This is a genomic window from Mesorhizobium sp. M0601, assembly GCF_040320845.1.
Classification (GTDB): Bacteria; Pseudomonadota; Alphaproteobacteria; order Rhizobiales; family Rhizobiaceae; genus Mesorhizobium.
The window spans coordinates 143814-169091 of the sequence record NZ_JAMYQK010000009.1; the positions used below are offsets into that span (position 1 = coordinate 143814).

Here is a 25278-nt window from a genome sequence, read left to right on the forward strand (position 1 = left end):
TTATAGGCTGAATTCCGGCCTTAATGTGAAAGGCGCCGTCGGCAGGCAACGTTGGGGCTGGTCGACAGCCAAAATAAAAAACCCGCCTCGGCGGGCGGGTCGTTGGAGCCAATTAGCACCATACCGAAATTAGTAGCATAGCTGCCGGCACAAAGCAAGAACAAAATGTGGCCACCTGGAAAATCGCTACAGGTTTGCGCAGCCCCTCATCGCCCTGCCGGGCACTTCTCCCCGTATAGGGACGGGGAGAAGGTCGCCTTGCAAAGGGTTTCGCCAATTTGCGAAGTTGCAGAAGCGCCGAGCCTGCGGCCAAGCCCCTTCTCCCCGTCACTATACGGGGAGAAGGTGCCGGCAGGCGGATGAGGGGCAGCGCCGGCATCGGTCATCTTTTGATTGATTCCCTTGGCACTAACCAACCCCAAGCTTGACGCCTCGGCGAAATGCAACTATGGAACGCCAACTTTTTCCATAAGGCCGCCTGACCGAAACCGCGCGCCACCCGGCGCGGGTCGAATGTTTGGCCAGGACCGAGAACCGAAGGTTAGAACCATGTCCCGCACCTGCGAACTCACTGCCAAGGCAGTCATGTCCGGCAACAATGTGAGCCACGCCAACAACAAGACCAAGCGTCGCTTCCTGCCCAATCTCGTCAATGTGACGCTGATCTCGGAAGCGCTGAACCAGAACGTGCGCCTGCGCATTTCGGCCAACGCGCTGCGTTCGGTCGAGCATCGCGGCGGCCTCGACGCCTTCCTGGCCAAGGCCGATGCCAAGGAATTGTCGCAGCGCGCCCGCCTGTTGAAGAAGCAGATCGCCAAGAAGCTCGCCGAGCAGCCGGCCGCCTGAGTTTTTCGGCGGCAGCCGCCTTCCAGGGCGTGGTCCGAACTCCGGATCGCGTTCCGCTGGTTCCATTACCCAGGATAAAAAAATGATTTTCCTCTCGCGGTACCTGCCCTTCGTGGCGGCCATGGCGCTCGTCGTCGTGGCCTCGAACATCCTCGTGCAGTTCCCGATGCAAGGCGCAATCGGCGGGCTGTCGCTGGCCGACATCCTGACCTGGGGCGCCTTCACCTATCCGTTCTCCTTCCTGGTCACCGATCTCGCCAACCGCCGCTATGGGCCGGCGGTGGCGCGCAGGATCGTCTTTGTCGGCTTCATGACAGCGGTGATCTGCTCGATCGTCATCCCACCGCTGCTGTTTCGCCACGGCCTGATCGAATTCGAGACCGCCGCCGACCGGCTGGTGCGCATTGCCGCGGCGTCGGGTGCCGCCTTCCTCACCGCGCAGTTGCTCGACGTCACCGTGTTCAACCGGCTGCGCCGGCAGAGCTGGTGGCGCGCACCGATCGTCGGCACGCTGGTCGGCTCCGTTTTCGATACGGTGGTGTTTTTCACCGTCGCCTTCGCGGCGGCGTTCGCCTTCGCCGGGCCCAACGACGGCTTTGCGCTGGAAACCGCGCCGCTGATGGGCGTGCTGCCGGTCGAGACGATGCGCTGGGTCTCCTGGGCGCTCGGCGATCTCAGCGTCAAGCTGATCATAGCGGTGGTGGCGCTGATCCCCTACCGGCTGCTTGCCGCCCGCTGGAGCCAGCCGGCACTGGCAGCATGATCCCGAACCAAAGGTCCGCGTTAGCGAAAAGTGGGAACCGGTTTTCGGACAAGATCATGCTCAAAGACTATCGAGCATGATCCCCTGGCTTCAACTGGACTCGGCAAAAACGCCTGACGGCGGACAGGAACTCCGCCTGAAGCGGCGCGGCGGCGAATTCTCGATCATGCTTGGCGCGAACGAGCTGATGAACAGCCGGCTCAGCGGTTCCGAAGAGGCGCTGGCGAAACTGTCCTGCCAAAGGATTGCCGGCCGCCGGACCCCAAACATCCTGATCGGCGGCCTCGGCATGGGCTTTACCTTGCGCGCGGGGCTGGCCGAGCTTGCCGACGACGCCCAGGTCACCGTTGCCGAACTGGTGCCGGCGGTCGTGATTTGGGCGCGCGGCCCGATGGCCGAGCTGTTCGGCGGCTGCCTTGACGACCCGCGCGTCAGCATTCGTGAGGCCGATGTCGGTCAGCTCATCCGATCGCAAGCTTCGGCCTGGGACGCGATCCTGCTCGATGTCGACAACGGCCCCGAGGGCATCGTCTACAAGGCCAACGATGCGCTCTACAGCGCAGCCGGCCTGATCAGCGCGAGAGCAGCTCTCAAGCCCGGCGGTGTGCTGGCGGTCTGGTCGCAGGGCCCTGACGCAGGTTTCACCCGAAGGCTCAAGCAGGCCGGCTTCACGGTCGAGGAGGTCAAGGTGCGGGCTCACGGCAAGCGCGGCGCCCGGCACATCGTCTGGCTCGCGACCAAGGGGCAATAGGCCACCTCGCAATCCGGGCGGGCCTTGTGGTCGCCGCCCGCCACGCCGACGAACCTCTACTTCGCCTTCTGAAGCTCGGCGGCGAGCGCCTGCAGCAGCCCGCGTGTGCCCTCCTCGCGCCCTTGCGCTGAATCGACGCCATCGAAGAACGCACCCTGTTCGGTATAGGTCAGGCGGGTGCCCTCGCCGGAAGGTGCAAGCTCGACCGTGGTGAGCGACGCCGACAGCGGCTGCGCCCCGACCGCCATCCGGTATGAAAATACGATGCGCCGGTCAGGGACGATGTCCTGGAACTGCGCATCGAGCCTGATCTCCGGGCCGCCCTGGTAGCTGAACCGCGAAACCTCGCCGCCGCCGACACGGAAATCGAAGGTGAATTCGGCGATGGTGAAGCCGTCGCCTTCGACGCGCCAACGCCGCACCGTCGCCTTGTCGGCAAAGGCGAGGAAGACGCGTTCGCGCGATTGCGGGTAGGTCCGCTCGATCGTGAAGCTTGAATGGATGACGGACTGGTCGTTCACGGGGGCAATCTGGTTCATTTCTTTTCGTCCTTTTCCTGCTCGTGGAGTGTTGCTTTCGATTGGTCAGTCTCCGCCAGGATCTGGCCGAGACGGTCGAGCTGGCGTTCGGCCGGCGTACGGCGCGCGGCGATCCAGTCGGCAAGCGGGGCTAGCCCGCCGGGCTCGATCCGGCAGGTGCGCACGCGCCCGATCTTTTCGCTGCGGATCAGCCCGCACGCTTCAAGCACCTGGAGGTGCTGGAGCACGGCGGCGAAGGTCATGCCGAACGGCTCCGCCAACTGGCTGACGGTGGCCGGCCCGCGGCTCAGCCTTTCCAGGATTGCCCGGCGCGTCGGCTCGGCAAGAGCCCGCAGGATGCTGTCAATCTCGGAATACTTAAGCATGGACTTGAGTATTTCGCCGATGACACAAATTGTCAAGTCACGACTAAAGTATTTTGCAGATGGTGAGAGCCGGCTGGAAAACCCGCGACGCGGGTCATTGCCAGGGGAAATTGCAAGGGAAATTGCCTGCGCTGCAAAACGGCGCGGAAACGCCAGCGATGCTGTCAGCCAGCAGGCCGGTCGCGCGTCAATCCTCGTGCAGCACAAATTCCAGGTAAAGATTGCGCTGCAGGATCGAGTGGTTGTCGTCGGACATCAGCGCCACGATCAGCGCGCCATCGTCGCGGGTCCAGACGTCGAGCGCTTCCATGTTGTCGATCTGGTAGCCCATGTCGGCTTCGAGCAGCACCGGCCCGTCGGCGACGGCGCCCTTCTCGACGCTTTCGCCATAGATGCGCCGCAGCCGCATCTTGACGCCGCCGGCCATCGAAAAACTGCGCTCCAGAAGCAACAGGTCGCCGTCCGGCAGGAAGGCGCCGTCGGTGATGTCGAAATCGCCATTGCGCTTGACGGTGAAGACGCCCTTGTGCGGCCCTTCGATGATCGCGGCAAAGATGTTGCCGGCCTTGTCGAGGCTCTTTTCCGACACCACGACCAGTCCGCCCGCGTGCTGCCCGTTGGGGTTGGCGCGGGTGACGGTCTCAAAGCCGCGATTGCGGCGAAGTTCCCAGGCTGGAATCAGGAAGCCCAATTGCCTGAACGGCGCCTTCATGCCGTCCGGATCGATCTTGAACTCTGCGATACGGTGATCGCCCTCGAAACCGACCGTGGCAATGCCGTCCTTGACCGCGAGGCCTTCGGCATCGACCGCCCATTTCTCGTCGATCGGCTGACCGGCCGCATCGACCATCTGCTGCATGCGAAAATTCTGGATGCCGGAAGGCCGCTTCTCGGCATCGTGGACGAGGGTGCCGAAGAACCAGAAGCCGGTGTCGGCGACGCCGATGAAATCGCTGCCGGGCTCGAGGAACCGAAGTGCCGACAGCGCGCCGAAATCGCGCGTCGACGAGGTCATTTCGAGCCCGCCGATGAATTCGAGCGGCCCGAACTGTTTGTCCGGCCGGCCGATGTGGAATTCGCTGATCGGCCGTGCCGAGATTTCGGCCGGCTCGACCGAGGCCGGCCCGGCAGCGACAGCCGGCGCCAAACTGACGCCCAACAACGCAATGGCGGCCAAAAGCTTCTGCCAAAAGCCGCCGCGGGAAAAAATCATCCGGCGCGCCGCATGCCGCCGCGCCGCGTGTCGCGCACGGTTTCCTCGGCGAACAGTGAGGCCAGCTGCTCGGTCATGGCGCCGGCCAGTTCTTCGGCATCGACGATGGTGACGGCGCGGCGATAGTAGCGGGTGACGTCGTGGCCGATGCCGATGGCCAAAAGCTCGACCGGCGAGCGCGTCTCGATGAGCTCGATGATGGCCCGCAGATGCCGCTCGAGATAATTGCCCGGATTGACCGACAGCGTCGAATCATCGACCGGCGCGCCGTCCGAGATCATCATCAGGATCTTGCGCTGCTCCGGCCGCGCGATCAGCCGGTTGTGCGCCCACAGCAGCGCCTCGCCGTCGATGTTTTCCTTGAGCAGGCCCTCGCGCATCATCAGGCCGAGGTTGCGGCGCGCCCGCCGCCACGGATGGTCGGCGGATTTGTAGATGATGTGGCGCAGATCGTTGAGCCGGCCGGGGTTCGGCGGTTTGCCTTCCTTCAGCCATTTCTCGCGCGCCTGTCCGCCCTTCCAGGCGCGGGTGGTGAAGCCGAGGATTTCGACCGAGACGCCGCAGCGTTCCAGCGTGCGCGCCAGGATGTCGGCGCAGGTCGCGGCGACGGTGATCGGCCGGCCGCGCATCGAACCCGAATTATCGAGCACCAGCGACACCACCGTGTCGCGGAATTTGGTATCGCGCTCCTGCTTGAAGGACAAAGGCTGCATCGGGTCGATGACGACGCGCACCAGCCGTGCCGGATCGAGATAGCCCTCTTCGAGATCGAAATCCCAGGAGCGGTTCTGCTGCGCCATCAGACGGCGCTGCAGCCGGTTGGCCAGCCGCCCGACGACGCCGGAAAGGTTGGCGAGCTGCTTGTCGAGGAAGGCGCGCAGCCGGTCGAGCTCCTCCTCCTCGCACAGTTCCTCCGCACCTACGGTCTCGTCGAAGGCGGTCGTGAAGACCTTGTAGTCGATCTCTTTCGGCAGATTGGTGAAGGGATTGTCGTTGCGGCGCGCCTCGCCGGGCGTCTCCGCATCGGCGTCGTCATCGTCGGAGAGATCCTCGGCGGTGGCGTCGGAGGCTTCCGTCTCGGCCGATTGCTCGTCGTCCGACGATGCCTCTGTATCCTCGGACTGCGACTGCTCGGAGCCGGAATCGTCTTCGCCGCCCTCCTCGCTCTGCTCCTCGCCTTGCGGCTGGTTTTCGTCGTTGTCCTCGGAGTCTTCCGTCTCCTGGTCGTCGCCGAGCTCCTCGGCCATTTCCATGGAGGCGAGCATCTCGCGCACGACGCGGGCGAACGCCTGCTGGTCGTCGAGCTTTGCCGACAGCCCGTCGAGATCGGCACTGGCTTTTTCCTCGACCCAGGGGCGCCAGAGATCGACCAGCCGTTCGCCGCTCTTCGGCACAGTGCGGCCGGTCAGCTTTTCGCGCACCATCAGCGCCAGCGCTTCCTCGATCGGCGCGTCGGCCTTGTCCTTGACGTCGACGAGGTTGGCCCTGGCGTATTTGTCCTCCAGCATCGAGCCGATATTGTCGGCGACGCCCTGCATGGCGCGGCTGCCGATCGCCTCCACCCGGGCCTGCTCTACCGCGTCATAGATGGCGCGGGCCTGTTTGCCTTCCGGGGCCAGCCTGGTGTGGATGCGCGCATCGTGGCAGGCGCGCTTCAGCGCCATGGAATCGCCGAGCCCGCGGGTGATGGCGATGTCCGCCTTCGATGCCTTCTTCGGCAGTTCCGGCAACCGGGCGCGGCTGCCGGCCAGCGCCGGCCGGTCCTTGGCGAAACCGACCTCAAGCTCCTTGTCGCCGGCGATGGCGCGCATGCAGACGGTGACGGCGCGCTTGAAGCTGTCGTTCTCAGCGCCGGTCTTGGATTTGTTTCGCGTGTTGTCGCCCGGACCCGCCATCGAGACTCTGCTTAGCCCAGCACCACATTGGCAGCCGATTCCGGCAGATCTTCGCCGAAGGCGCGCTGGTAGAATTCGGCGACGAGCGAGCGTTCGAGCTCGTCGCATTTGTTGAGGAAGGTCAGCCGGAACGCCATGCCGATATTGCCGAAGATTTCGGCATTCTCGGCCCAGGTGATAACCGTGCGCGGGCTCATCACAGTCGACAGGTCGCCGTTGATGAAGGCCGAGCGCGTCATGTCGGCGACGCGGACCATCTTGTTGACGATCTCCTTGCCCTTGCCGTCACGGTAATGCTTGGCCTTGGCCAGCACGATGTTCACTTCATTGTCGTGCGGCAAATAGTTTAGCGTGGTGACGATCGACCAGCGGTCCATCTGCGCCTGGTTGATCTGCTGGGTGCCGTGGTAAAGGCCGGTGGTATCGCCGAGGCCGACCGTGTTGGCGGTCGAAAACAGCCGGAAGGCCGGGTGCGGGCGGATGACCCGGCTCTGGTCGAGCAGCGTCAGCCGGCCCGACGATTCCAGCACGCGCTGGATGACGAACATCACGTCCGGGCGGCCGGCATCGTACTCGTCGAAGCACAGTGCGACATTGTGCTGATAGGCCCAGGGCAGGATGCCGTCGCGGAATTCGGTGATCTGCAGCCCGTCCTTGACGACGATGGCGTCCTTGCCGACGAGGTCGATACGGCTGACATGGCTGTCGAGGTTGACGCGCACGCAAGGCCAGTTGAGCCGGGCGGCGACCTGCTCGATATGCGTCGACTTGCCGGTCCCGTGATAGCCCGACACCATGACCCGACGGTTGTAGGCAAAGCCGGCGAGGATCGCCATGGTCGTGTTCTTGTCGAACAGGTAGTCCGGGTCGATGTCGGGGACATGCTCGCTCGTCACCGCATAGGCCGGCACCACCATCTTGGAGTCGAAGCCGAATGTCTCCTTCACCGACACCGTGGTGTCGGGCAGGTTGGCGATGTCGCGATCGACCTTGTTCATCTCTATCAACGTCTCCACAAGCGAAACGCCGCGTTTCGCCGGCAATCGATTTTGTTCGGGGGCGGTCTTAGAGCCTTTTCCAACCTTATGAAAGTTGGAAAGCGACACGAACCGTAAGGTCGCTCAGCACAAACCTGCCTGCTTGAGCACGCGATACGCCTGGAGCACATCGCGGAACCGGTCTTCCGAACCTCTGTCGCCGCCATTCGCATCCGGATGGTGGCGTTTCACAAGTTCCTTATAGCGCGCCTTGATATCCTTGCCAGTTGCCTTTGTATCAAGGCCAAGCGTTTCCAGTGCCTTGGCCTCAAGTGGCTTGGCCTTGCGCTCGCGTGCTTCGCGCGGGTCCTTCGGGCCTTTGAATAGGTCGAACGGATCGCGCATGCGATTGTAGTAGCCGGCGCGACCGGAGCGCGCCTGGGCAAAGTCCGGCGAGGAGCGGGTCGATGCGCCGTTGACGCCCATTTTCCAGGTCGGCCGATGGCCGGTCATGGCTTCCTTCTGGAAGCGGGCGATCTCGGTGTCGGGAACGCCCGAGAAATAATTGAAGCCTTTATTGTACTCGCGCACATGGTCGAAGCAGAACTGGAAATACTCGCCTTCCTTCATCCGTCCGACCGGGGCACGGTGGGTACCGGCCTCCTTGCAGCCATCCCACTGGCAGATCGGCGAACGCGACTTCAACTCCGCGTCCTTCTCCGGGCGGATGCGAATCTTCTCGAAATATTTTGGGTACGGCTTCATCTCACCCATTTATGGGCTGTTCGCTGATGCGAAACAAGAATTGACATTTTCGCGATGATCGCCCTAACCGCTGAATCGCGGCATAAAACCGGCGAATTGCGAATTTTGTGCGATGACATAGATGTGGTGAAGGGAAGCGGCGATGTCCATACAGGCAACGATGGAAGACAAGCTGAAAAAGGCGTTTTCGCCGGAACGGCTGGCCGTCATCAACGAAAGCCATCTCCATGCCGGGCATCATCATGTGGATTCCGGCCATCACGCCACCTTCGACGGCGCCGGCGAGACGCATTTCCGCGTCCGCATCGTCGCGCCAGCCTTTGCCGGCATGAGCCGCGTCGAACGTCACCGCGCCGTCAACACATTGCTGGCCGAGGAATTGAAATCCGGCGTGCATGCCCTGGCGATCGAGCCGGCGGCGCCCGGCGAAAAGACCCGCTGGTAGATTTCAGCCGAGGCTCGCCCTCAAGAAAGCCATCACCGCTGCGGTCAATGCATCGCCCTCGGTGCCGAAGTCGCGATTGATCGACATGTGCGAATAGGCGCTGCCGTCGAACAGTGTGACCCTGGTTCCGGTGGCGCGCAGACGCCCGGCGAAGGCCTGCGCGTCCGCCGCGCGGGCTTTCGCCCGCGAATGGGCGATGAAGGTCGGCGGGTGCTTGCGCCCTTCCACATAGGTGACAGGCGACAGCGCGCGCCACTGTGCCGGATCGGGAAAGGCGCGGGCATAGACCCCTGCCATGCCGCCGCTTCTGGCCAGCGCCTCCAGATCGTAGGCCCTGGTGTCGTCGAGAACCAGCGCCGCGACGCCGGGCAGGCCGCCGCGCAGCCCGGTCAATGCGACGAGATGGCAGCCGGCCGAATGGCCCATGGCGACGATCCGGTCCGGATCGCCGCCATGCCTGGCGATGTTGGCGCGGACGTAACGATAGGCCAGTTCGACATCTGCCGCCTGGGTGGCGACGTCGGCCTTGGGCAGCATCCGGTAGTCGATCGAGACGAAGCCGAAGCCATTGTCGAGCAGGAATTGCGGCTTGGCATTGACGTTGCCGCGGTTGCCGACTCGCCAGGCGCCGCCATGGACGAAAAAGACGACCGGCAGGCCGCTTGCGCCGTCGCGGGAATAAATGTCGAGCTTGGCCGGCCCATAGTCGAAGGTTTCGGGCGACGGCGAACGCAGCCGCAATGCCGCCGCAGCCTGTCCCGGCAGCAGCGCCGCCATCGACGCCAGAAGCAGGCTTCGCCGATCGATCTTCATCAACGCCTGACTGCCCACGGCTGCCACAAGGTGCGCACTGTCATTCTCCAAGCATCGCCGGCTTGATCCTCAGCCGCGCGATACGGTTCTTGTCGCGCTTCATGACGACGAAGCGCTTGCCGTGAAACGTAAAGGCCTGCTTTTCGTCCGGGATCGACTGCGCCTCGTGGATGACAAGGCCGGCGATGGTGGTGGCTTCCTCGTCCGGCAGGTTCCAGTCGAGCGCCCGATTAAGGTCGCGGATCGGCACCGTGCCGTCGACGACGACGGAGCCGTCGGCCTCCTGCTTGACGCCCTGGATGTCGATGTCGTGCTCGTCGGCGATCTCGCCGACGATCTCCTCGATGATGTCCTCCAGCGTCACCAGCCCTTCGACCTCGCCATATTCGTCGACGACGATGGCGAAATGCGCCTTGCGGCGCAGGAAGGCATTGAGCTGCTCCTGAAGCGTCGTGGTGTCGGGCACGAACCACGGTTTCGACGCGATCTTCATCACGTCGATCCTGGAAAAATCGTTGCCGACCTCGTTCAGCGCGCGCAGCAGATCCTTCGCGTGCAGCACGCCGACAATGTTGTCGAGCGAACCCTTCCACAACGGCATGCGGGTGTGCGGGCTCTGCAGGATCTCGCGAACCACCGCTTCGGGCGGGTCGTCGGCGTTGACCGAGCGCATATTGGTGCGGTGGACCATGACGTCCGACACTTCGAGCTCCTCGAGGTCGAACAGGCCGCCGATGCGGGCGCGGTCCTCGCGCACCACCTGGCCGTCGCGGCGGAAATCGTCGACGGCGCCGCGCAGTTCCTCGCGCGCAGAGCGCTGCGGCTCCATGCGTTGCAGCTCGTAGCCGAAGGCGGCGAGCAGGCGCCGGCGCAAGACGAAGCCCAGCACGCCGAGGCCGGCGAGCACGGCAGCCGCGATCCAGCCGGCCTGGCTCATCCCGGCCGGCTTTCCTGCCGACCCGGATGGTTCTCCCGGAGGAACGCCAGCACTTCCGAGGCCGGCACATCCCTGGCGATGAAGGCCTGGCCGACGCCGCGCGTCAGGATGAAGGTCAGCGCGCCGCGCGACACCTTCTTGTCCTGGGTGATGAAGGAGAACAGCGTCTCGGCGTCGGGCAGTTCGCCTGGAATGTCGGCCATCCGCCAGGGCAGACCGACGGCGCGAAGATGCGCCTCGACACGCGCAGCGTCGTCGGGGCTCGCCAAATTGAGCCTTGACGAAAAGCGGTGCGCCAGCGCCATGCCGATGGCGACGCCCTCGCCATGCACGAGCCTTGCGCCGCCATAGCCGGTCGCCGCCTCCAGCGCATGACCGAAGGTGTGGCCGAGATTGAGCAACGCGCGGTCGCCCGTCTCGAACTCGTCGCGGGCAACGACGTCGGCCTTGGCACGACAGGCCTCGGCGATGGCCGCAGCCCGCTCCGGCCCGCCGGCAAACACTTGACGCCAGTTTTCTTCCAGCCAGGCGAAAAACTCGGGCCGGTCGATCAGCCCATATTTGGCCAGTTCGGCATAGCCGGCGCGAAACTCGCGGATCGGCAGCGTGTCGAGCACTTCGGTGTCGGCCAGCACCAGCTTCGGCTGGTGGAATACCCCGACCAGGTTCTTGCCGCGCTTGCTGTTGATGCCGGTCTTGCCGCCGACGGAGGAATCGACCTGCGCCAGCAGCGAGGTCGGAACCTGCACAAAGTTCATGCCGCGCCGCGCGATGCCGGCGGCGAAGCCGGCCAGGTCGCCGATGACGCCGCCGCCGAGCGCGATGACGACATCGCCGCGCTCCAGCTTGGCGGCCAGCACGCCGTCGACCACCTCCTCGAGATGCGCAAAGCTCTTGGTCTTTTCGCCTGGCGGCAGCGTGATGACGGCATGTTGGATGCCACCGCTTGCCAGGCCGGCCGCAAGCGCTGCGAGATGCGCGCTAGCGACGTTTTCGTCGGTGACGACCGCCGCCCGCGTTCCCGGCAGACGGCGCGACATCTCGGCGCCGGCGCGTGACAGCAGGCCGGGGCCGATCAAAATGTCGTAGGCACGCTCGCCAAGCCCGACTTCGACAGTGACCGTTGCATCAGCGCTCACGACCGCACCTCGTCGATGCCGGCAACGCCAAGATGGCCGCGCAGCGCGTCCACCACTTCGGCGGCAATGATCTCCTTGCGGTCGTCGCGGGTCGGCACGACGACATCGGCCGCGGCATAAACCGGGTAGCGTTCCGCCATCAGCCGTTCAAGCACGGCGCGCGGATCGGCGCTTTTCAGCAGCGGCCGGTTCTGTTTCTTGGAAACGCGCTCCATCAACAGGTCGATCTCGGCTTTCAGCCAAACCGAAACGCCATGGCTGGCGATCGCCTCGCGCGTCTGCGCGTTCATGAAGGCGCCGCCGCCGGTCGACAGCACCTGCGGCCCGTGCTCCAGCACACGCAGGATGACGCGCTGCTCCAGTGCCCGGAACTCCGCCTCGCCATAGCGCTCGAACAGGTCCGGGACGCTCATGCGCGAAACAGTTTCGATCTCCTGGTCGCTGTCGATGAAGGGCAGTGCCAGCATCGCCGCCACCTTGCGGCCGATCGCCGTCTTGCCGGCGCCCATCAGCCCGACAAAGACGATGGAACGGCCGCCCAGCCGGCCGAGCAGCGCGGCATGGCTCTCGCCCGGAGGATTTGCTGGTAGCGCGTTCATGCTTCTAGGGCCTCTTTGGCGGCGTATCGACATCAAAAGCCTGTTTGCGTCAAGCGCGGCGCAACCGGGACTATGGGCTTCACCCTTGAATTGGCCGGATTGGCGTCTCATAAGGGCACAGGGTTGGAAATGCAGAATAAGACGACGGGCGAAAATTAATGCCAACACTGTTTCGCTTTGTCGTGACGCTCGCGATTCTGGCCGGCATTGTCTATGGCGCGATGTTCGCCCTGGTCATGTTCGTCGAGCCGAGGAAGGCGGAAATGAGCGTGCGCATCCCTCCGGAAAAGCTCAATCCCAAAAAATGAACAGCGCCGCTCGCATCGAAGCCTTCCTGGAGATGATGAGCGCCGAGCGCGGCGCCGCCGAAAACACGCTTTCCTCCTATCGCCGCGACCTCGAAGACGCTTCCGCCGGGATCGGCGGTGGGCTTGCCGCTGCCACCAGCGCCGACATCCGTGCCTATCTCGACGACATCGCCGCGCGCGGCTTTGCCGCCACCTCGCAGGCGCGCAAATTGTCGGCGATCCGGCAGTTCTTCAAGTTTCTCTATGCCGAGGGCCTGCGCGGCGACGATCCGACCGGCACGCTGGACAGCCCGAGGAAGGGCCGGCCGCTGCCGAAGACGATGAGCGAAGCCGATACCGGCCGGCTGCTCGACCGCGCCGCGCAGGAGGCCTCCATGCATGGCGCCGACAGGCTGGCGGCGCTGCGCCTGCACGCGCTGGTCGAGGTGCTCTACGCCACCGGCTTGCGCGTTTCGGAGCTGGTCGGCCTTCCCGTGACGGTGGCGCAGCGCGACGACCGCTTCTTCATGGTCCGCGGCAAGGGCAACAAGGAGCGCATGGTGCCGCTGTCGGCCAAGGCGCGCACCGCGATGCGGACCTGGCTTGCCGCCCGGGCGGCGGTGCCGGCTCTTGCCGACAGCCCGTTCCTGTTTCCGGCCGCCGCCGACAGCGGCTATCTCTCGAGACAGGTCTTTGCCCGCGAGCTGAAAGCGCTTGCCGCACGGGCCGGCATTGCCGCGGCGAAGATATCGCCGCATGTGCTGCGACATGCTTTCGCCAGCCATCTCTTGCAGAACGGCGCCGATCTCAGGGCCGTGCAGCAGCTGCTCGGCCATGCCGATATTTCAACGACGCAGATCTACACGCATGTGCTGGAGGAGCGGCTGGTGCGTCTGGTCAACGATCATCATCCGCTTGCCGACTAGGCGTCATGTCGCTATGTGAGAACGACGCTCCACCGCGCCCAGCCTGCATTTTCGGGCTTGCGTCAGTCATTGCCTTCCGACTTGCCGGTTCGCCCAAGAATGTACAATTACCTCGATTTCGAAAAGCCTGTGCAGGATCTCGAAGGCAAGATCCTTGAGCTGAAGAAGCTTGCCGAGAACGGCGAGGCGGTCGATGTCGGCGATGAGATCGCCCGTCTCGAGAAGCGCTCGCGCGATGCGCTGCGCGACGCCTACAAGGCGCTGACGCCATGGCAGAAGGTGCAGGTGGCGCGCCATCCGGACAGGCCGCATTGCATCGACTACATCAAGGGCCTGCTTACCGATTTCACGCCGCTTGCCGGCGACCGCAATTTCGGCGAGGACCAGGCGATCGTCGGCGGCTTCGCCCGCTTCCGTGGCGAGCCGGTGGCGATCATCGGCCAGGAGAAGGGTTCCGACACGGCAAGCCGGCTGAAGCATAATTTCGGCTCGGTGCGGCCGGAGGGCTACCGCAAGGCGGTGCGGCTGATGGAACTCGCCGACCGCTTCCAGATCCCGCTGCTGACGCTGGTCGACACGGCCGGCGCCTATCCCGGCGTCAACGCCGAAGAGCGCGGTCAGGCGGAAGCCATCGCCCGCTCGACCTCGGCCTGCCTTGGCCTGAAGGTGCCGTCGATCTCGGTGGTGATCGGCGAAGGCGGCTCGGGCGGCGCCATAGCGATCGCCACCGCCAACCGCGTCTACATGCTCGAACACGCCATCTATTCGGTGATCTCGCCGGAAGGCGCCGCCTCGATTCTGTGGCGCGATACCACGCGGTCCAAGGATGCTGCGACCAACATGAAGATCACGGCGCAGGACCTGCTGGAGCTGAAGATCATCGACGCCATCATCGCCGAGCCGCTCGGCGGTGCCCATCGCGCCCCCGAAACGGTGATCGCCGCCACCGGCGACCTCATCGCCAGGACGATGAAGGAATTCTCCGGCGCCAACACCGACTTCCGCGAGCATCGCCGCGAGAAATACCTGGCGATGGGCCGCAATCTGTAACCAACGCAGACACGCAGCCTGAAATGTGGCGGCGTGAACCAGTTTCGCCACAAAAATGCCGCTGCATTCGGCTCAGTGAGCTTAACGTAAGGGGACGCGCCGCATGCTTGCGGTAAGGAATTTTCAAGGTTAACGGGCTTAAGGTCCGTCAGCGGTCGGTTTAGCAGCTGCGGCATCCGCGGCGCAGAGATGAAGACGATAGCCATATCCATGTTTGCCAAGCTTGCCCGCACCGGAGTTCTGATCGCTGCGATCGGCGTCGCCGGCTGCAATGACGCTTCGATGAAGGATTTTGCGCCGCAAGCCAACAAGCCGCTGCCGGACAAGATCCTGGCCGAGATGAAAGCCAAGGGCATGATCCGCACCTCCTCGGTGATGGCGCGCATCTTCAAGGAAGAAGGCAAGCTCGAAATCTGGAAGGCCAAGACCAACGGCCGCTACGACCTGGTCGCCAGCTACGACATCTGCAAATGGTCGGGCAAGCTCGGCCCGAAATTCACCGAAGGCGACCGCCAGGCACCGGAAGGCTTTTACACGGTCCGCCCGGCACAGATGAACCCGCGGTCGAATTACCACCTGTCCTTCAATATCGGCTACCCGAACGCCTATGACCGCGCCAATGGCCGCACCGGTTCCAACCTGATGGTCCATGGCGCCTGCTCGTCGTCCGGCTGCTATTCGATGACCGACGCCCAGATCGAGCAGATCTACGCTTTCGGCCGCGACGCCTTCCAGGGCGGCCAGACCGAGTTTCAGATCCAGGCTTTTCCGTTCCGCATGACCGCCGCCAACATGGCGCGCTATCGCAACGACCCGAACTACGAATTCTGGAAGATGCTGAAGGTTGGCTACGACAATTTCGAGGTCACCAAGGTGCCGCCGAAAGTCGACGTCTGCGAGAAGCGCTACGTGTTCAACCAGGTTGCGGCCGACGGCTCGACCTTCAATCCGACCGGCCCTTGCCCTCCGACCACCCAGCCCGATTCGCTGAAGAGCGCCATCAACGCCTATCAAAGCACCTATGAGGCGGCCTTCAACGGCGCCATAAAGGCCAGCGTGCCGGCGCCCAAGCCAACCATCGCCGGGATCAAGGAAGCCAGCATCGTTTCCGACTGGTCGAAGCGGCGTGCCCGCGGCGAACGCGTTCCGATCGAGCCGCCCTCGCTCAACCCGGACGGCACGGTGGCCGAAACGGCGCGCATGGGCCGCATCGATTCGCCGGCGGGCCGCAAGATGGCAGCGCTCGACGCCGAAAAGGCTGCCAAGCAGAAGGCCGAGGAACAGCGGCTTGCCGCGATAGAAGCGGCGAAGGCAGCGAAAGCGGCAGCCAAGGCACAGGCCTTGGCCGAGAAGGAAGCTGCAAAAGCCCAGGCGCTAGCCGAAAAGGAAGCTGCCAAGACCGCCGCCGAGGTGCCTGTCGCCACCGCCACCGTAGCGCCATCGGAGGCCGCCCCGGCAGTCGAAACGCAGGCTGCGGACGCCGAAAGCACGGCGACAAGGCTGAAGAAGAAGCTGCTCGGCATGTTTGGCGGCTGAGGTTCATGCTTGAACAGGAAGATGGGGGCCAGGAAGACAGGCCCTCAACCAGCCCCGCCGCCGTCTACGACCTCAAAGGCTTGAACTGCCCGTTGCCCGTGCTCAAGGCAAAAAAGCGCCTGGCCGCAATGCAGCCGGGCAGCCGCCTGTGGCTCGAAACCACCGACCCGCTCGCCGTCATCGACATTCCCGCCTTCTGCGCCGAGAGCGGCCATCGGCTGATCGAAACGACGGCGATGGCAGGCGGCCACCGCTTCCTGGTCGAGCGCGGGATCGGCTGAGTCTCGACTTAGCTCGTTCTGGCGAAAGCGGCTGAGCGGGATAATCTCCCCCCTTGAGGGGGAGATGGCCGGCAGGCCAGAGGGGGTTGCCGCGCGTGAAGCGCCAACCTTTTCTTTCGTCCCACAGGGGGTCGCGCCAGCCGAGGCGACCCCCTCTGTCGCCTTCGGCGACATCTCCCCCTCAAGGGGGGAGATCACGATCCGGCAATAGCCAGCGGGTTGCTTTCCAGTGCTGCGCGATCCGGCGTGTCGATCGACGGCCGGTTGGTGAAGGCGGCGAACAGCCGCCGGACATAGTCTTCGGGCATGTCGAGCGTGATCAGCACCAGTCTGGTGCCGCGCTGGCTGTCCGGCCAGGCCGGCAGTTGCACCGGCGGATGCAGGATCTTCTGCACGCCATGGATAACCAGCGGCCGCGACCGGTCTTCTGCAAGCTCGATGACGCCTTTCATCCGCAAAAGGCGCTCGCCATGCGCCGAGCGCAACAGATCGAGGAACATCTCGATTGCCGAAAACGGCACCGGCCCGTCATGAACCAGCGAATACGAACGCACGCGGGAATCGTGCCTGTGGTCATGGTGATCATGGTCGGCATGGTCATGCCCGCCGTGGTCATGGTCGTGGCCGGCTTGTTCGCCCAGCCAACGCTGCACATCGACGGATTTGGTGGCCGGATTGTAGAGGCCGCTATCGAACAGGGTCGCGGTGCTTGCCTCGCCCGCGTCGAGCACCACGGCGCCCGGGTTGAGCTGCCTGAGCCGCGCCCGCAACGCCTCGACATCGCCTGCATCCGTGGTCAGGTCGGCCTTGCTGAGCACCATGCGATCGGCGACGGCCACCTGCTTCACCGCCTCGACATGCGCATCGAGCGTCGCATTGCCGTTGACGGCATCGACCAGGGTGATGACGCCGTCGAGCCGGAAGGCCTGGACCAGGGCGGGGTGTGCCATGATCGACTGCAGTATGGGGGCGGGATCGGCGAGCCCGGTGGTCTCGACGATGACGCGGGCAAGCCGGTCGATGCGGCCGGTCTGCAGCCGGTCGACGAGGTCAGCCAGCGTGTCGACCAGTTCGCCGCGCACCGTGCAGCAGAGACAGCCGTCGGAGAGCTGGATGATGCCGTCGGAGGCCTGCTCGACCAGGAGATGGTCGATCGCCACCTCGCCGAACTCGTTGATGATGACGGCGGTGTCGGCGAGCGCCGGATCCCGGAGCAGCCGGTTGAGCAGCGTCGTCTTGCCGGCACCGAGAAAGCCGGTGAGCACCGAAACGGGGATCGGGAAGCCGGCCATGCGGCTAGTTCAGCGCCTTGGCCGGCTGCTGGACCTGCGCGGCGGTGGCGGATCCGGCCACAATTGGCTCGGCGCCGGCCGGCGGCGCCCGGTCCGGCCGCCATGTCGGCAGCGGCACGTCGGCATATTCCTGCCCGGAGGCGTCGAGCATCGCCTTCGGCTTCGGTCCCGTGGCGCCGCCGAGGCCGACGGCGATCAGCGTCGGTACATGGTCGAGCTTTTCCTGATAGGGCGATTTCGGCACGTCCTTGCCCTTGTCGCCGACGGCGGGTGCGATTTCCGACTGCTCCTCGACCGGCTTCTTCTTGCAGATTTCGTCATTCATGTCGTTGGCCGACATGGTATCGCCATAGGTGGGTAGCGCCGCTACCGTCAGCCAGCTCGGCGCCGGCGTTGCAAAGCCCTGGTCGAGCAATTTTGCCGCCGCCTCTGCACGGGTAATGGCCGATTGCTCGCCGAGCACTACGGCGACCAGGGTGCGGCCGTTGCGGGTCGCCGAGCCGATCATGTTGAAGCCGGACGAGCAGACGAAACCCGTCTTCATGCCGTCGGCACCCGGATAGCGGCCGATCAGCAGGTTGTAGTTGGAGATCGCCTTCTTGCCGACCGCAAGGCCTTCGATCGAGAACCAGGGGGCATATTGCGGAAATTCCTTGCGAATCGCCATCACCAGCAAAGCGAGATCGCGCGCTGTCGTATACTGGTCCGGCGAATAGAGCCCGTTCGGATTGACAAAATGGGACCCGCTCATGCCGAGCCTCTGCGCTTCGGCGTTCATGCGTTCGGCGAAAGCCGCTTGCGAACCGCCGATATTCTCGCCGACCGCCATGGCGATATCGTTGGCCGATTTGACCAGCATCATCTTCAGCGCATTGTCCAACCGCATCACCGAGCCCGGCTTGAAGCCCATCTTGCTCGGCGGCTCGCCGGCGGAATGTTTCGTTACCTTGATCGGCGAATCGAGCTGGACCTCGCCCACGGCAATCGCCCGAAACGCCACATAGGCGGTCATCAGCTTGGTCAGCGACGCCGGGTACCAGCGCCTGAAAGCCTCCTGGTGCTGCAGGATCTTGCCGCTGTTCAGGTCGAACAGGATTGTCGGATTGGCCAAGGCAGGCCCGGCCAGCGACGCAAGCACCACCGTGCCGGCCACCAACAGTCTGAGGAAATGCCTGTAGCGCATCATGAAAACCGAAATAGCCTCTTGCCGCAGTCGCACCTGGCTCCGTAAGATTTCGTTACACGATCGCCAGGATAATGGTCCGGCCCTCTGTTCCCGGACCACAGTCGCGGTGCTATTTACTCTATGTGACGTCAACATGGCAAAGTGCTGCCGATCACAATGTGGAAGCAGCAGCACAATGCAAAGCAGCGTGCCTGGTTGCAAGGCAGCAGGCACAATTGCAAAGCAGCAGGCCAAGACCGCCTGCTCCAACAGCGAAATGGAATTATCATGCCGATCCTGAACCGAGCCGCCGAAATGCAGGACGAGGTGGCCGGCTGGCGCCGCCATTTGCACCAGACGCCGGAGCTGAATTTCGACGTCTTCAAGACCGCCGCTTTCGTCACCGAGAAGCTGAAGGCTTTCGGCTGCGACGATATCGTGACGGGTTTGGGCAAGACCGGCGTCGTCGGCATCATCCGCGGCCGCCACGGCGAAGGCTCGACCATCGGCCTGCGCGCCGACATGGATGCCCTGCCGCTCAACGAGATCACCGGCAAATCCTATGCCTCGACCGTCCCCGGCAAGATGCACGCCTGCGGCCATGACGGCCACACCGCTATGTTGTTGGGTGCCGCCAAATACCTCGCCGAAACGCGCAATTTCGCCGGCTCCGTCGCGGTCATCTTCCAGCCGGCCGAAGAGGGCGGCGGCGGCGGCAACGAGATGGTCAAGGACGGTATGATGGAGCGCTTCGCTATCTCCAAGGTTTTCGGCATGCACAACATGCCGGGCCTGCCGGTCGGCCAGTTCGCCATCAGGCCCGGCCCGATCATGGCGGCGACCGCCGAATTCACCATCACCGTCAAGGGCCGGGGCGGCCACGCGGCGATGCCGCACGGCACCATCGATCCGATCGTCATCACCAGCCAACTCGTCGGCGCATTGCAGACGATCGCCTCGCGCAGCACCGATCCGGTCGAGGCGGTGGTCGTCTCGGTGACGAAATTCCACGCCGGCGACGCCTATAACGTCATTCCCGAGACTGCCGAGATCGCCGGCACCGTACGCACGCTGAAGAAGGAAGTCGCCAAGAAGGCCGAAGAGCGCATCCGCGCACTTTGCCAAGGCCTGGGCGCTGCCTTCGGCGCGACAATCGAGGTTGATTACAATGCCAATTACCCCGTCACGTTCAACCATCCGGAAGAGACGGTCTTTGCCAGCGACATCGCGGCCGACGTCGCCGGCGACAGCCATGTGCACCGCGCCATCCAGCCGGTGATGGGCGGCGAGGATTTCTCCTACATGCTTGAAGCGCGGCCGGGCGCCTTCATCTTCATCGGCAATGGCGATACCGCCGGCCTGCACAACCCAGCCTACGACTTCAACGACGAGGTCATCCCGCACGGCATGAGCTATTGGGTGAAGCTGGCGGAAACAGCGCTGGCGGCGTAGCCATTCGGCATCAGCGGTGCGGCAACCGCCGCACCTCTGGGCGGCAAAACCGGGCAGGACATGTTCTGCTGGTCACTTCCGGCCGGACGACTTCCGGGCAAGTCCGAAGGCAATGCCCAGAGCAATACCTATACCAATGCCCGCAACAATGTTGTCCAACACGACGCCGATAGCCACGCCGATCACGACGCCGAGTGTGAGGTGTTTGGCATCCATTATGCCCGGTCATGTAGCGTGGAAGGGAAGAGCCGCAACCGCTACGGTCCGCTCTTCGGATCCTCGACCTCCAGCGCCTCCATGACCGGCGCCAGCTCATTGTCATCGGCAGCCTGCGGCTCTTCGCCTGTCCTCGCATTCGTCAGGGCTGCCTCGATCGCCTCCTGGATATTGCCGAGTTCGTCTTCGCGAACCTCGTGGCCATAGCCGGCAGCATCGGCATCCTGCTCGAATTGCTGCGCCAGAACGGCGACGCTCACCTCGCTCTCGGCCGGCAGATTGCCGACATTCTCCTGCAGCCACGTTTGAAAGAACTCTTTGGTGGCGCTCATGCGGTGTCTCCTTCGGGACACTAAAGCGCGCCGGCGTCCCGAAAGTTCCGCTATCCCGACCTCTTTGGGGCCTGCTCCCACATTCGGCCAGGCGGCGTTGGCGCCGCCTGGCTCGGCTGCTTACTGGCTGACAGCAGTCGTCGGTTCGCACGACACGTTCGGGTTCATATCCGCGAACGCGCCGGTCGGGTTGCCCTTCCAGGCCCAGACATGCAGCTCATAGAACGGACCGAGGCCATAGCGATTGGGCGCGCTGTTGAAGTTGAACAGATGCCCATCGAGCGAGGCCGGGCCTTTCGAGGTGATGTATTCGACCGCGATCAGTTTTAGCGTGCCGTCGGTCATCGGCTCGTACATCACCGCTTCCGGCTTGGCGACATCGACAGCGTCGTCCTTGAGGTAGCCCGGATTGACGTAGTGGATGCCCATGGCGCCGCCGGTGATGCCGCTGGCGCAGGGGATTGGCGCATAGCCCTCGGCGGTCGCCGCCGCCACATTCTCGAAGCGGCTGTTGGCCGCGCGTACCTTGTCGGCCAGCGGATTGGGACCGGACGCGGGCGCTGCCTGATGCGCCTGCGCCAACGCAGTGCAGGCCGACAGCAGCGCCGCGGCAGCGAGAACTCTATTGCGAAAGTTGATTGTCATAGTCATTCCATTCTTCTTGAAAAGCACAGCCCGGCCGGCCGCCGGAGGTAAGGAGGTCCGGCAGGTGGGCGCTGTGGCTGTTGTTGCTGGGAGATCCCTGTCCCGATGCGACGAATGCAGGGGAAGATCATCCCTTCGGCAGATACGGGATGGTTCCGGCCAGATCGGAGTTGTCGATCAGCTGGAAACGGCTGTCGCTGCCGCCCTGACGGGCCGAAACGAACGGCGCGTAGGCAGGATCATCGGTGAAGGCGCGCGCCGCGGCCTCGGTCGGGAACGCCATCAAGGCAATCAGCGTGGTGTCGAGCGGCTTGCCTTCGAGCGTCTTCACATTGCCGCTGCGGGACAGATATCTGCCGCCGTGCTTGTGAACGAGGTCGTGGACCGACGCGGCATAGGCCGGCATCCACTTCGGGTCCCTCACCTTGATGTCTGCGATAACGTAAGCGGTCATGGGTCATGTCTCCTGGTCGTGCACAGGGGTATCCCGTGCAGCGGCCAAGGGGTCGCATGGCAGGGCCGGCGCCAGCCAGTCCGCGATCTGTACTGGTGTGGCGAATCCGAAATTCGCATTCACTTTGGAGCAACGCAGCGAGCGAATTTCGGATTCAAAAGCCACACCGGCAAGTGCTTGGATTTCCAGTGTGGTTTTGGATTTGAAGTTCCTAATGCTGATGCCACCCAGAAAGCAGGAACTTCGAATCCACCGCACTGGGCCGGTACAGTTTCTGTACTCGCCGCGTCGCCGGGAAAGGCCTATGGTTCCGGCGGAGTTTGAGGGAAGGCAACATCGTGACCCAGTCTGGATACAAACAGTTCTGCCCGTTATCGATGGCCGCCGAGGTGCTGTGCACCCGCTGGACCATGGTTCTGCTTCGCGAATTGGTGGCGGGTTCGACCCGTTTCAACGATTTGCGCCGCGGCGTCCCCAAAATGTCGCCGACCCTTCTGTCGCAACGGCTCAAGGAGCTCGAACTGGCCGGGATCGTCGAGCGCAAGGAGGTGCGCGGCGAGAAAGGCATCTTCGAATACCGGATGACCGAGGCAGGCAGGGATCTCCGTTCCGTCGTCGAGGCGATGGGTTTTTGGGGCCAGAAATGGGTGGAGTCGCGGCTGTCGCTGAAGAACCTCGATCCATCGCTGCTGATGTGGGACATGCGGCGCAATCTCAACGCGTCGCCGCTGCCCGACGGGCGCACGGTGATACAATTTCTGTATCAGGAGCTCCCCGCCTCCAAGCGGTCATGGTGGCTGATCGTCGAGAAGCACGGCGAGGTCGACCTCTGCTGGTACGATCCGGGCTTCGATGTCGATCTCTACGTCTCGACCGACCTGCACACCATGACCGAAATCTGGATGGGGCTGATCACCGTCGAGAAGGCCGGGCCGAAAGTCATCTTGACGGGCGACCAGGACATCGCGCGCAAAATGCAGACCTGGCTCGGCCTGAGCCCGTTCGCGGTCGAACCCAAGCGAGCGGCCTAGCTGCCTCTTGGCGAAACGTCCCGAAGCGGTTATGTGTCGGGCCGCGTGGTCCCGTAGCTCAGTAGGATAGAGCGGCAGATTCCTAATCTGTAGGTCACAGGTTCGATTCCTGTCGGGATCACCACGCTTTCAACTGGTTACCTGACGGTCGCGTCGGTGCTCGGCTGTGAACGCGTGCGAGGAAGTCGCGCACCAACGCAAGCGCCTCATCGAAATGGGTTTCCAGTAGCCAGTGGCCGGCGCCATCGAGGAGATGGAGCTCTGCTTGCGGCAAGTCGCGCTTGTAGGCGCGGGCCGATGCGGCCGGCATATAGCCATCCTCGGGACCCCAGACGATCAGTGTCGGTGGTTGCCGTTCGCGCAGATAAGCCTGGTATTTCGGGAACCAGTCGAGGTTCGCCTCCAGCTTCTCCATCAGGCCGACCGCAAGCCGCCGACGGGGCGGCGTGTCCATCAGAGGCCAATGGAGTTTCCACAGATCCGGTGGCACGCGCTCGGCCACGGCCTCGCCAACCTCACCGATGAACTCGTGCCGAAAGCCCTCCTCGCTCACCGCTTCTTCCAGCGGGCGATGCTTGTCGGGCGTCTTGTCGTTCCAATACGCCTTGATGGCTGCGTATTTCGGGCCGAGCACGTCTTCGTAGATGTCGCCGTTCTGGATGATAAGCGCGGCAACGCGCTCCGGATAGGCGATGGCGTGGCGCAATCCGATCTGCGAGCCGTAATCGTGCAGCCAGAGCGCATAGTGAGACAGGCCGAGCGCGTCCGCGAAAGCCGCCAAAAACCCGGCATAGGTCTCGAAATCGTAGCCGAATGCAGCCATGTCGGGCGTAGCGCTGTAGCCGAAGCCAGGAAAATCCGGGGCGAACGTGTGCCAGCGATCAGCCAGTCCGGGCATCAGCCTTCGAAACTGATAGGACGAACAGGGATAGCCGTGCGGCAGCAGAAGCACGGGAGCGTCGGCCGGGCCTTCCTCGCGAAAGAAGACAGTAATTCCGTCAACTCTGATTTGGCGGTGTCGCAACTTTGCCTCCTCGATCGAAAGGCTCCGAAAATGACTGGTAACCCCCGCATCCCGTTGTGAGCGCCTGGATCCGAAACTCATGATCAGGTCGAGGGTTCCCGGTCGCGCCGGTGACAGCGGCCAAGGAACCTGCCGCCGATCAGATCGTTTCGCGGTATGTGGCTAAGGCCAATCGGAGCGGAGGCAGACATGCCGCATGCTCACAATCGCGGGACACCGAACACGGGCCGGCTCTGCCAGTTCGGGGCTTGGCGCGATGCTGCGTGACGATGCTGCGTGACGTCGACTATGTCCTGCAAAAACTCGACTGGATGCGCGCCGAAGGCATCTGGCCCAACGGCTGGCGTTATCTCTGGACCGATGCCTTTGGGGTCGTGCTCTACGTCTCGCTTTATGCGGAAACTGGCGAAGAGCGCTGGATGGGCGAAGCCGCGCGGCTGGTGGCCGATGTCGAGCGTGTGCTCGGCCGCCGGCGCGGACTGAGGATCGGCGAAGCGGCCGATCGCGACGGCCAGTATTTCCACTATCTGGCGATGTGGCTGTTCGCCCTGGCGCGTCTCGGCGATCTGAAGCCGGAATACCGCAAGCGCGGCATTGCGCTGGCGCGGGACATTCACCCGGCATTTGTGGTCCCTGGCCGCGGCGTGATCTGGAAGATGCAGGAGGATCTGAGCAGCCCATATCCCGGCTACCGTCTCGGCAGCATGGATGCCTATGACGGCGACGTGGCGAAGCGGTTTGCCGAACTGGAAAAATGGGCGAGAAAGAACCTTCCGGTCGGCGACGTCGTGGGGCGCTGGTGCAATGAGGATTATGATACGGCCGACAGGATTCCATATGCCGGCGAGCCCGATCCAAAAATGGGCTCGAGCGCGACCCGGCGATCGTAATCATTGCCGCGATCATGCGCGGCGCCGACCCTCCCGCCACGAAGCCAGCAGCCGCATGACAAATTGGGGGGCAGATCACAAGGAGAAATCCCATGCATGCAAAACTCGTGACCGGAGCAATGCTGATCGCGATGTCGGCGCTGCTCCAACCGGCATCGGCGGCACCCGATTGGCAAACAATCGCTAAGGCGCTCGGCAAATCCGGAACCGAGACGCCTGATGGCGTCTACCGGGTCGGGCTGCCGCGAACGGACCTGAAGGTTTCGCTCGACGGCGTGGCCCTGAAACCCGGATTTGCGCTTGGAGGCTGGATTGCGTTCGAACCCATGGGAGATCAGGCAATGGTTATGGGCGACATCGTTCTGACGCAGGACGAGGTGAACCCGGTCATGAAGAAGCTTGAAGAAAGCGGGATCGAGATCACTGCGGTACACAACCACTTGCTGCGCGCGGAGCCAATGACACTCTACATGCACGTCTTCGGCCAGGGCGACCCGGTTACGCTCGCCACAGCGCTTCATGCCGGATTGGCGCTGAGCAAAACACCGATGGGAGGCGGCGCCCTGCCGCAAGCCGCACCACAGATCGAGTTCGACACGGCCGGTGTCGACCAAACCATCGGTTATAAGGGTAAGGCCAATGGCGCGGTC

Annotated in this window: 30 protein-coding genes and 1 tRNA gene; 14 read left to right on the forward strand and 17 right to left on the reverse strand. The window is 63.8% G+C overall.

Going from position 1 to position 25278, the window contains the following annotated elements:
• Positions 1–549: 549 nt before the first annotated feature.
• The 3 genes from rpmB (at position 550) to NKI41_RS11855 (ending at position 2360) form a co-directional block, all read left to right on the forward strand.
• Positions 550–846: a 50S ribosomal protein L28 gene (gene rpmB / locus NKI41_RS11845; protein ID WP_006328411.1), complete on the forward strand. Its 297-nt coding sequence runs from the start codon at positions 550–552 to the stop codon at positions 844–846.
• Positions 847–928: 82 nt separating this feature from the next.
• Complete coding sequence (locus tag NKI41_RS11850) at positions 929–1609, forward strand: queuosine precursor transporter (RefSeq protein ID WP_352451206.1); 681 nt, start codon at positions 929–931, stop codon at positions 1607–1609.
• A gap of 76 nt (positions 1610–1685) precedes the next feature.
• Positions 1686–2360: a spermidine synthase gene (locus NKI41_RS11855; protein ID WP_352683106.1), complete on the forward strand. Its 675-nt coding sequence runs from the start codon at positions 1686–1688 to the stop codon at positions 2358–2360.
• A gap of 56 nt (positions 2361–2416) precedes the next feature.
• On the opposite strand, the gene NKI41_RS11860 is transcribed toward NKI41_RS11855, so the two are convergent.
• From NKI41_RS11860 to NKI41_RS11885, 6 genes are all read right to left on the reverse strand, one after another.
• The gene (locus NKI41_RS11860; RefSeq protein WP_352683108.1) at positions 2417–2899 is read right to left on the reverse strand and encodes an SRPBCC family protein; all 483 of its coding nucleotides are present in this window, start codon (positions 2897–2899) and stop codon (positions 2417–2419) included.
• Positions 2896–3264 carry an ArsR/SmtB family transcription factor gene (locus tag NKI41_RS11865; RefSeq protein WP_352683110.1) on the reverse strand — a complete coding sequence of 123 codons (369 nt, stop codon included), beginning with the start codon at positions 3262–3264 and terminating at the stop codon, positions 2896–2898. The genes NKI41_RS11860 and NKI41_RS11865 overlap by 4 nt, the downstream gene beginning before the upstream one ends.
• Positions 3265–3451: 187 nt before the next feature.
• Positions 3452–4477 (reverse strand): esterase-like activity of phytase family protein, encoded by a 1026-nt coding sequence (locus tag NKI41_RS11870; protein ID WP_352683112.1) that lies wholly within the window; start codon positions 4475–4477, stop codon positions 3452–3454.
• A complete protein-coding gene (gene cobT / locus NKI41_RS11875; RefSeq protein WP_352683114.1) occupies positions 4474–6372 on the reverse strand; it encodes a cobaltochelatase subunit CobT in 1899 nt (632 codons plus the stop codon). Before cobT ends, NKI41_RS11870 begins: the two co-directional genes overlap by 4 nt.
• An 11-nt stretch (positions 6373–6383) precedes the next feature.
• Positions 6384–7370, reverse strand: a complete 987-nt coding sequence (cobS, locus tag NKI41_RS11880) for a cobaltochelatase subunit CobS (RefSeq protein ID WP_352451201.1) — start codon at positions 7368–7370, stop codon at positions 6384–6386.
• A gap of 123 nt (positions 7371–7493) precedes the next feature.
• Positions 7494–8123 carry a J domain-containing protein gene (locus tag NKI41_RS11885; RefSeq protein WP_036238769.1) on the reverse strand — a complete coding sequence of 210 codons (630 nt, stop codon included), beginning with the start codon at positions 8121–8123 and terminating at the stop codon, positions 7494–7496.
• 133 nt (positions 8124–8256) lie between these two features.
• On the opposite strand from NKI41_RS11885, the gene NKI41_RS11890 reads away from it, so the two are divergent.
• Complete coding sequence (locus tag NKI41_RS11890; protein WP_352616092.1) at positions 8257–8559, forward strand: BolA family protein; 303 nt, start codon at positions 8257–8259, stop codon at positions 8557–8559.
• 3 nt (positions 8560–8562) lie between these two features.
• On the opposite strand, the gene NKI41_RS11895 is transcribed toward NKI41_RS11890, so the two are convergent.
• From NKI41_RS11895 to NKI41_RS11910, 4 genes are read right to left on the reverse strand one after another with little or no spacing between them, the layout of a single operon-like run.
• On the reverse strand, positions 8563–9372 hold the full coding sequence (locus NKI41_RS11895) for an alpha/beta hydrolase (RefSeq protein WP_352616095.1): 810 nt from the start codon (positions 9370–9372) through the stop codon (positions 8563–8565).
• A gap of 40 nt (positions 9373–9412) precedes the next feature.
• Positions 9413–10309, reverse strand: a complete 897-nt coding sequence (locus tag NKI41_RS11900; RefSeq protein ID WP_352471453.1) for an HlyC/CorC family transporter — start codon at positions 10307–10309, stop codon at positions 9413–9415.
• A complete protein-coding gene (gene aroB, locus NKI41_RS11905) occupies positions 10306–11448 on the reverse strand; it encodes a 3-dehydroquinate synthase (protein WP_352683116.1) in 1143 nt (380 codons plus the stop codon). Before aroB ends, NKI41_RS11900 begins: the two co-directional genes overlap by 4 nt.
• Positions 11445–12047 (reverse strand): shikimate kinase, encoded by a 603-nt coding sequence (locus NKI41_RS11910; RefSeq protein ID WP_352683118.1) that lies wholly within the window; start codon positions 12045–12047, stop codon positions 11445–11447. Before NKI41_RS11910 ends, aroB begins: the two co-directional genes overlap by 4 nt.
• A gap of 158 nt (positions 12048–12205) precedes the next feature.
• Between NKI41_RS11910 and NKI41_RS11915 the strand changes: the two genes are divergently transcribed.
• The 5 genes from NKI41_RS11915 to NKI41_RS11935 all read left to right on the forward strand — a co-directional run bounded on the left by NKI41_RS11915 (position 12206) and on the right by NKI41_RS11935 (position 16127).
• Positions 12206–12355, forward strand: coding sequence for a hypothetical protein (locus tag NKI41_RS11915; RefSeq protein ID WP_023677884.1), 150 nt, complete (start codon positions 12206–12208; stop codon positions 12353–12355).
• Positions 12352–13260, forward strand: coding sequence for a site-specific tyrosine recombinase XerD (locus NKI41_RS11920; protein WP_352540217.1), 909 nt, complete (start codon positions 12352–12354; stop codon positions 13258–13260). Before NKI41_RS11915 ends, NKI41_RS11920 begins: the two co-directional genes overlap by 4 nt.
• A 99-nt stretch (positions 13261–13359) precedes the next feature.
• Positions 13360–14310, forward strand: coding sequence for an acetyl-CoA carboxylase carboxyltransferase subunit alpha (locus NKI41_RS11925; protein WP_352471457.1), 951 nt, complete (start codon positions 13360–13362; stop codon positions 14308–14310).
• Between the two features lie 210 nt (positions 14311–14520).
• Complete coding sequence (locus tag NKI41_RS11930; RefSeq protein ID WP_352683137.1) at positions 14521–15846, forward strand: L,D-transpeptidase family protein; 1326 nt, start codon at positions 14521–14523, stop codon at positions 15844–15846.
• A 5-nt stretch (positions 15847–15851) separates the two neighbouring features.
• The gene (locus tag NKI41_RS11935; protein ID WP_352683120.1) at positions 15852–16127 is read left to right on the forward strand and encodes a sulfurtransferase TusA family protein; all 276 of its coding nucleotides are present in this window, start codon (positions 15852–15854) and stop codon (positions 16125–16127) included.
• Between the two features lie 194 nt (positions 16128–16321).
• On the opposite strand, the gene NKI41_RS11940 is transcribed toward NKI41_RS11935, so the two are convergent.
• Positions 16322–17419 (reverse strand): CobW family GTP-binding protein, encoded by a 1098-nt coding sequence (locus NKI41_RS11940; RefSeq protein WP_352683122.1) that lies wholly within the window; start codon positions 17417–17419, stop codon positions 16322–16324.
• Between the two features lie 4 nt (positions 17420–17423).
• A complete protein-coding gene (locus NKI41_RS11945; RefSeq protein WP_352683139.1) occupies positions 17424–18602 on the reverse strand; it encodes a D-alanyl-D-alanine carboxypeptidase family protein in 1179 nt (392 codons plus the stop codon).
• Positions 18603–18872: 270 nt separating this feature from the next.
• Between NKI41_RS11945 and NKI41_RS11950 the strand changes: the two genes are divergently transcribed.
• A complete protein-coding gene (locus tag NKI41_RS11950; RefSeq protein WP_352616115.1) occupies positions 18873–20036 on the forward strand; it encodes a M20 aminoacylase family protein in 1164 nt (387 codons plus the stop codon).
• Positions 20037–20108: 72 nt separating this feature from the next.
• On the opposite strand, the gene NKI41_RS11955 is transcribed toward NKI41_RS11950, so the two are convergent.
• The 4 genes from NKI41_RS11955 to NKI41_RS11970 form a co-directional block, all read right to left on the reverse strand.
• A complete protein-coding gene (locus NKI41_RS11955) occupies positions 20109–20252 on the reverse strand; it encodes a glycine zipper domain-containing protein (protein ID WP_198023575.1) in 144 nt (47 codons plus the stop codon).
• Between the two features lie 41 nt (positions 20253–20293).
• The gene (locus NKI41_RS11960) at positions 20294–20584 is read right to left on the reverse strand and encodes a hypothetical protein (RefSeq protein WP_352683124.1); all 291 of its coding nucleotides are present in this window, start codon (positions 20582–20584) and stop codon (positions 20294–20296) included.
• Positions 20585–20704: 120 nt separating this feature from the next.
• A complete protein-coding gene (locus tag NKI41_RS11965; RefSeq protein WP_352683126.1) occupies positions 20705–21235 on the reverse strand; it encodes a hypothetical protein in 531 nt (176 codons plus the stop codon).
• Positions 21236–21356: 121 nt separating this feature from the next.
• Entirely contained in the window at positions 21357–21683 is a 327-nt protein-coding gene (locus tag NKI41_RS11970) for a DUF1330 domain-containing protein (RefSeq protein WP_023677873.1), read from the reverse strand.
• A gap of 338 nt (positions 21684–22021) precedes the next feature.
• Here NKI41_RS11970 and NKI41_RS11975 point away from each other — a divergent pair, with 338 nt between their 5' ends.
• Together NKI41_RS11975 and NKI41_RS11980 are read left to right on the forward strand one after the other, a co-directional pair.
• Positions 22022–22714, forward strand: a complete 693-nt coding sequence (locus NKI41_RS11975) for a winged helix-turn-helix transcriptional regulator (protein ID WP_352457625.1) — start codon at positions 22022–22024, stop codon at positions 22712–22714.
• Between the two features lie 47 nt (positions 22715–22761).
• A tRNA-Arg gene (locus NKI41_RS11980) sits at positions 22762–22838 on the forward strand.
• Here the strand turns inward: NKI41_RS11980 and NKI41_RS11985 are convergent.
• Positions 22833–23738, reverse strand: a complete 906-nt coding sequence (locus NKI41_RS11985) for an alpha/beta fold hydrolase (protein ID WP_352683127.1) — start codon at positions 23736–23738, stop codon at positions 22833–22835. The genes NKI41_RS11980 and NKI41_RS11985 overlap by 6 nt on opposite strands.
• 263 nt (positions 23739–24001) lie before the next feature.
• On the opposite strand from NKI41_RS11985, the gene NKI41_RS11990 reads away from it, so the two are divergent.
• Together NKI41_RS11990 and NKI41_RS11995 are read left to right on the forward strand one after the other, a co-directional pair.
• Positions 24002–24628 carry a hypothetical protein gene (locus tag NKI41_RS11990; RefSeq protein ID WP_352683141.1) on the forward strand — a complete coding sequence of 209 codons (627 nt, stop codon included), beginning with the start codon at positions 24002–24004 and terminating at the stop codon, positions 24626–24628.
• Between the two features lie 119 nt (positions 24629–24747).
• Positions 24748–25278, forward strand: a 531-nt coding sequence (locus tag NKI41_RS11995; RefSeq protein WP_352683129.1) for a DUF1259 domain-containing protein, incomplete at its 3' end; no start/stop codon positions are given.